The organism is Vibrio sp. V19_P1S1T109 (assembly GCF_002241375.1).
GTDB lineage: Bacteria > Pseudomonadota > Gammaproteobacteria > Enterobacterales > Vibrionaceae > Vibrio > Vibrio anguillarum.
Genome location: NZ_NDIM01000213.1, coordinates 1 through 2,292 on the forward strand (window position 1 = coordinate 1; position 2,292 = coordinate 2,292).

General features: G+C 47.0%; 1 protein-coding gene. It reads right to left on the reverse strand.

What is annotated here, in order from left to right; translation table 11 throughout:
* Window positions 1-205 precede the first annotated feature (205 nt).
* Complete coding sequence (locus B9J87_RS10060; RefSeq protein ID WP_094150534.1) at window positions 206-2,104, reverse strand: PTS fructose transporter subunit IIABC; 1,899 nt, start codon at window positions 2,102-2,104, stop codon at window positions 206-208.
* Between the last annotated feature and the right edge of the window lie 188 nt (window positions 2,105-2,292).

The window sequence follows — 2,292 nt, forward strand, 5'->3', positions numbered from 1 at the left end:
GTTTTGGATGACATTGTCCATTAAAAAGAAAGGTTGTTTGTTATTGGTCATAGTACATCTCACAAAAAAATCAAAATAAAAACAAAGCAGCAGTACATAGAGTAAGCGAAATAAAAAACTCCCGAGTTAAAGCGGGAGTACAACATAAAGTCAGAAGCTCAGCGTTGATGAACATCAAGCACTCTCGGGGGAGAGTGCTTGATCATTAAGCCGTTGCTTGTTGTAATTTCGCTTGGCGCATTTTTTTCAGAGTGATACAAACAACACCTGTCACTACAGCACCGGTTGCCATGCAAAGCAAAGCTAGCAAAGGCTTATTCATGGCACCGAGCAATGCTACTACAGGACCGCCGTGGGCAACACTGTTTGTAATGCCAAAAGTGAACGCCATAACCGCTGCAACCATCGACCCCAAGATGTTTGCTGGAATGACTGACATCGGATCTTGCGCGGCAAATGGAATCGCCCCTTCAGAGATACCAACCAAGCCCATTGCACCGGAAGCTTTCCCTGCTTCAATTTCAGAGGCTTCAAACAAGTTCAGTTTACGGCCCAGAACGGTCGCTAAAGCCATACCGAGTGGCGCGACTGGAATGGCACACGCCATTGCACCCATAAATTGAGTTTGACCGCTGGCAATCATACCAACAGAGAAAAGGAATGCCACTTTGTTAAATGGGCCACCCATATCAAAGCCAGCCATGCCGCCGAGCACAATACCGAGCAGTATCACGTTACCTGAGCTCATGCTCGTAAGTAGTGCGGTTAAGCCGTCCATCAAGCTTGCAATCGGCGCGCCGATAACAAAAATAAAGAGCCCAGAGATAAAGAGTGAGCCTGCGATGGGGGCAATCATGATTGGCACAAGTGGTTGAATAAACTTGTGAAAATGGATGCTTGTTAACCATTTGATGAAATAACCGACTAAAAGGCCAGCAATAATGGCACCGATAAAACCTGTACCGGCATCTGCGCCGTAGAATGACCCGTTGTTAGCGATCCAACCACCAATTAAGCCAGGAGTCAGAGCGGGGCGATCGGCGATCGCATACGCGATGTAACCTGCAAGAATGGGGATCATCAACGTAAAAGCCACCACACCGACGTTCAGCACTTGGTTCCACATGCTGCCGTCAGGAATGGCCATACCAGCTTCGGTTGGCTCGCCGCCAATAGCGAGTGCTAAAGCAATCAACAAACCGCCAGTAACAACGAATGGGATCATATGCGATACACCATTCATCAAATAGCGGTATAAATCGGAGCGAGCTTGCGCCGCTTTGCCTTTTCCATCTAAAGCCTTGGTACTGACATCGGCTTGATATTTTGGTGCGCTGAGGGCTTTTTCAATCAACCCTTTTGCATCACGAATCGGCGCTTTAACGCCCGTTTCAATCAGTTTTTTACCCGCAAAGCGCACCATGTCAACTTGCTTGTCACAAGCCACGATGATCGCATCAGCTTTAGCTATATCTTCATCCGTTGGGCTATTTTTCACCCCAATCGAACCGTTGGTTTCGACTTTAATTTGATAACCCATCGCGGCGGCCCCTTTTTCCAGCGCTTCAGCGGCAAGATAAGTGTGTGCAACACCGGCTGGGCAGCCCGTTACGCCAATCAAAAAGCCTTTATTGGCTTCAACATCGGTTGTTTTTTCGGTTTTTTGTAGCAACAAATCTAGCGCTGCTTGCTCTGTTTTTGCGTCTAAGAAACGTTGGATGAACCCTTCTTCAATAAGCTTGGAAGAGAGCTCTGCCAGCACTTCAATATGATGATTTGAACCACCATCAGGCGAGGCTATCATGAAAAATAATTTAGAAGGCAAGCCATCTTCCGCGCCATATTCGATACCGCTTTTGCTGATGCCTATCACAACTGCAGGCGAGATAACGGCGGAACTTTTGGCATGAGGCAGCGCGACACCATCTTCAAATCCAGTGTTACCAAGCTCTTCACGAGCATAGATATCGGCTAAAAACTGCGATTTATCGCTGATGCGTCCTTGTTCTAACAGTACATCGACCAGCTCTGAGAAAACGCCATCTTTTGATGTTGCTTTCAAATCAAGCCGGATCAAGTTCTCATTAATGAGTTGAGTGATCATGTTTCGTCCCCTATATGGTTTTTATCCCCTTCGCACTTAGAGCTGAGCCATGTTGGCTGCAACTTCAAACTGTTTGGGGATATTGTTATTGCGCACCGCGCTTTTTGTTGGAGATATTGTGAGCGCCTCGGGTGAACAGTGGTAGTGTACGAAACTGGCATTTACTGGATTATTGTAACCTGTGGCTG